3 protein-coding genes are annotated in these 3,700 nt (G+C 63.6%); 2 read left to right on the plus strand and 1 reads right to left on the minus strand.

Annotated features, from left to right (window positions below; all coding sequences use genetic code 11):
• Positions 1–104: 104 nt before the first annotated feature.
• The gene (locus AC1DVH_RS27605) at positions 105–1,127 is read right to left on the minus strand and encodes a DMT family transporter (RefSeq protein ID WP_477756460.1); all 1,023 of its coding nucleotides are present in this window, start codon (positions 1,125–1,127) and stop codon (positions 105–107) included.
• On the opposite strand from AC1DVH_RS27605, the gene AC1DVH_RS27610 reads away from it, so the two are divergent.
• Complete coding sequence (locus tag AC1DVH_RS27610) at positions 1,122–1,685, plus strand: helix-turn-helix domain-containing protein (protein ID WP_477756461.1); 564 nt, start codon at positions 1,122–1,124, stop codon at positions 1,683–1,685. The genes AC1DVH_RS27605 and AC1DVH_RS27610 overlap by 6 nt on opposite strands.
• A gap of 14 nt (positions 1,686–1,699) precedes the next feature.
• Positions 1,700–3,151, plus strand: a complete 1,452-nt coding sequence (locus tag AC1DVH_RS27615) for an FAD/NAD(P)-binding protein (protein WP_477756462.1) — start codon at positions 1,700–1,702, stop codon at positions 3,149–3,151.
• The last annotated feature ends 549 nt before the right edge of the window (positions 3,152–3,700 follow it).

A 3,700-nucleotide genomic window follows, 5' to 3' on the forward strand; every position in this document is an offset into this window, starting at 1 on the left:
GTTTTGGGGTTTTGGGTTGAACACAAGATTGTGTACACCTTCATACCCTGTGGGAGCGAGCTTGCTCGCGATGGCGGCCTATCTGGCAATGCAGAGTTTGCGGTTTATCGCTGTGTTTCCTGCTCCAGCTCCTGCTCAGCCGCAGCTTTGCCCTTGGTCTTCAACTCACTGACTATCACCGCCGCTACAATCAACCCGGCCCCGACCAGGGCAATCGCCGGCAAACGTTCCCCGGCGATGCGCCCGACAATCCCGGCCCATACCGGCTCACCGGCATAGATCAGCGTGGCGCGGGTCGGTGACACGCTTTTCTGTGCCCAGTTCATCGCCACCTGAATCGCCGCGCTTGCCGCCCCAAGGCCCAGCGCGCTACACAGCAGCAACCACGAGAAATCCGGAATCGCCTCGTTGGTCGGCACCACCATCAGGAACGACAGCACCGAAGTCACCGCCAGTTGCACCGCCGTCACCCGGCGCACATCGACCTGGCCGGCATAGGTGCTGATCAGGATGATCTCGGCCGCAATGGCCACGGCGCTGATCAAGGTGGCGATTTCACCGGAGCTGAAGTTGAACGCCGCACCGGACGGCCCGGACAACAGCATCAACCCGCTAAAGGCCAGCATGATGCCGATGCTGGGCATCAACCCCGGGCGCCGCCCCAGCACCAGCCATTGCAGCAACGGCACGAAAGGCACGTACAGCGCGGTAATGAATGCCGATTGGCTGCTGGGAATGCTCTGCAACCCGACCGTCTGCAAGCCGTAGCCGAGCATGATCGCCACGCCGATAAACGACCCCGCCTTGAGTTCGAACAAAGTCATGTCGCGCAGATGACGCCAGGAGAACAGGGCGACGATGCTCGCGGCGGCGGCAAAACGCAGGCCGACGAAAAACATCGGGCCGCTGACGGTCATCGCGTGCTGTACCAACAGGAAGGTACCGCCCCAGACCATCGTGATCAGCACCAGCACGCATTCAGCCTTGCTGAACCGTGTGAAACGGGAGGAAGCCTTTGGGGAGTTCACCAACGTCATGACCTTGCACGCTACTGGAGGGGGACGCACAATGCGTCGAATGTTGCGCAGTATACTGCCCAACCCCACCCAGTGAGCAATATAGTGCACAAAGATTCTACCCAACGGGCTTCGGTCCTCCAGCACGTCAGTCAAAACGTCCGTCGTTTGCGTCATGCCGCCGACCTGAGCCAGAGCGCGCTGGCGGAAAAGTCCGGTGTCAGCCGTCGAATGCTGGTGGCGATCGAGGCGGGGGAAAAGAACGTCAGCCTGACCACCCTCGACCGGGTGGCCGAAGCCCTCGACGTTGCCTTCAGTGATTTGATCCAGGCGCCCGACGCCCGCGATCCCAGTCGTATCAATGAGCTGGCCTGGACCGGTACGATCCCCGGCAGCAAAGCGGTGTTGCTCTCCAAGGCCCAGGCCAGCCGCGAAGTCGAGCAGTGGGAGTGGTGCCTGCAACCGGGCGAGGTGTATCCGTCGGAGCCGGACGCCGATGGCTGGAGCGAGCAGATTTATGTCTTCGAAGGTTGCCTGACCGTTATGCTCGGCGACCAGCCACAGCCTATCGCCGCGGGTGAATTCTTCATGTTCGCCAGCAACCAGCCGCACTGTTATCGCAACGACGGGGCGGTGGCGGCGCGGTTTGTGCGTAACGTGGTGATCTGAACAGGGAGAGCACGATGGACCAGACCTTGACCAATGACGCCGACATCCTGATTGTCGGCGGCGGCCTCAGTGGCGCGATGCTGGCGGCGCAATTGATGCGCTTGCCGGGCCAGCGCCGGGTGCTGGTGATCGAGCCCCGGGCCGAATTGGGGCGGGGCGAAGCCTACAGTGCGGTGGAACTGGGCCATACGCTCAACGGCAATGCGGCGCGGATGAGTGTCGATCCGGACAACGCCGACGACCTGACCCAATGGCTGACCGGGTACATCGCGGCGGGCGGCTGGCCGGAATCGGATCAGCAGCATGTGCCGATCAGCGAACTGTTTCCACCACGGGGCGTATTCGGCCTGTACGCCCGACAGCGCCTGGCCGAAGCACAGGCGGTGGGTGCACTGAACGGTTCGACGGTCGAGCATGTGCAGGCCGAGGCGGTCGATTTGCAAACCGATGCCGACACCGTGCGGTTGACCTTGAGCGATGGCCGATGCGTGCAGGGCGCGTTTGCGGTGCTGGCCACCGGAATGTTTCCCGCCGCGCGCACGCCACAAACCGAATCCAGCGGCTTGAATGCGGCCGCCCTCGATCCGTGGGACGTGGCGGCCATGCAGCGGCTCGATCCGCAATCGACGGTCATGATCATCGGCTCGGGCCTGACCATGGTCGACGCCGTGGTGTCCCTGGAACAGGCCGGGCATCGCGGGCCGATCGAAGTGTTTTCCCGCCACGGGCTGCTGCCCCATGTGCGTCGCCAGCCACCGGCCTGGGTGGATTTTCTCGCTGAGGACCTGAGTATCCGCACACCTCGCCAGCTGATGCGCGAACTGCGTCGACACTGCCGGGACGCTATCGCCCAGGGTATCGACTGGCAAGCGCCACTGGACACGGTGCGGGCACATATCGGCCGCTTGTGGCATCAGGCGACGGACGTGCAGCGTCGGCAGTTCGTGCGGCATGTACGGCCGTGGTGGGAAAGCCATCACCACCGCTCRCCACCCTTGAGCGCCGAACGAGTGGAGCGCTTATATAAAGAAGGGCGGTTACGTATTCACGCGGCCTCGTTCAAGGGACTTGAGCCTTCGACGGGCGACAGCGTCAGTATCCGCCTTCGACGACGCGGCGAGACGCAGACCTGTGTGGTCAGCGGTGCCGCCCTGATCAACTCCAGCGGTATCGAATACGACTGGCGTCGGGTGGCGCGGCCGTTACCCCGGCAACTGCTCGCCCGCGGTCTGGTGCAGCCGGGGCCGCTGGCCCTGGGCATTGCGGCAGAGGTCGATGGCGCGGTCCTGAACGCCGAGGGGCAGCCCGCCCGCCGTCTGTTTGCCATGGGCCCGCCGTTGCGCGGCATGTGGTGGGAAAGTACCGCCGTTACCGACGTGGCGAGCCAGGCCAAGGCGTTGGCCGAGCGGCTGACGGGACTCGTCGATCAGGTTGTGGGTCTGAGTACATATCCGTTGCTGCGGTAACGGCGGCTGGCGGTTTCGCCCTTACGGCGAGTCCCTTTGGCAAACGCCGGAGTGCCGGCCCAGCCCAAAGGAACCAAAGGTCTCGCCCCTTACGTACGGCCCCTCGCCAAGGCTCGGGGTTCCTTCGCTCCGGCATTCATCCGGGGGCATCGCCTCCGGTCGGCTTCGCTCGACCTCCTCTCGATGTGTTCGGCTGCGCCGAACGGCGCTGCGCGCCTACCCCCGGATGAACACCGGAACGAGGCCTTCCGAGGGGGCGGGTGGATCAAGATCAAGAGCTGCAGGCGAGCTAACGCTCGGCCTGATGAGTGGTGAGAAGCGAGGGTGTACGCCGGTCTGCCTTTGCTCTTCTGTAGGAGCGAGCCTGCTCGCGAAGGCGGCCTGACAGCCGACCTGATTTCGCGGATGTATCACTCCGTAGGAGCTGCCGAAGGCTGCGATCTTTTGATCTTGCTTGTAAGCAATAAAGCCAAAAGATCGCAGCCTCGTTGCACTCGACAGCTCCTACAGGGAAACACGCACGCATCAGAACCAGGCCGGCCGGTAGGC

This window comes from Pseudomonas sp. P4_C3, assembly GCF_056402075.1.